This window comes from Phocaeicola sp. RTP21198st1_B8_RTP21198_201120 (assembly GCF_040929485.1).
GTDB classification, from domain to species: Bacteria; Bacteroidota; Bacteroidia; order Bacteroidales; family Bacteroidaceae; genus Phocaeicola; species Phocaeicola dorei.
This window is the reverse complement of sequence record NZ_JBCOCI010000416.1, coordinates 1-228: the sequence shown is the minus strand read 5'-3', so window position 1 is coordinate 228 and position 228 is coordinate 1. Positions and strand designations below refer to the sequence as shown.

Genomic DNA, 228 nt, shown 5'->3' with positions numbered 1-228 from the left:
ATATAAAGTAGCTGTTATCAAACGTGAAGTAGAGTTCAGCAAAGAAACTTACAACCGTGCTTATAATGATTTCAGCCAGTTTATCGCAGCTAATCCGAGTGTAGAAAAGATGGTAGCTAACGCTGAAGAAGCCGGCTACAGATTGCTCGACAGAATGGATTTGAGTAGCTCTGAACACAATATCGGTGGTGTAAGAGGTACAAAAGAAGCGTTGAGATGGGCGTTTGA

1 pseudogene is annotated in these 228 nt (G+C 41.7%); it reads left to right on the top strand.

From position 1 onward, the window contains the following. Nucleotides 1–228 (top strand): annotated as a pseudogene (locus AB5935_RS26855) (peptidylprolyl isomerase); the annotation flags it as partial.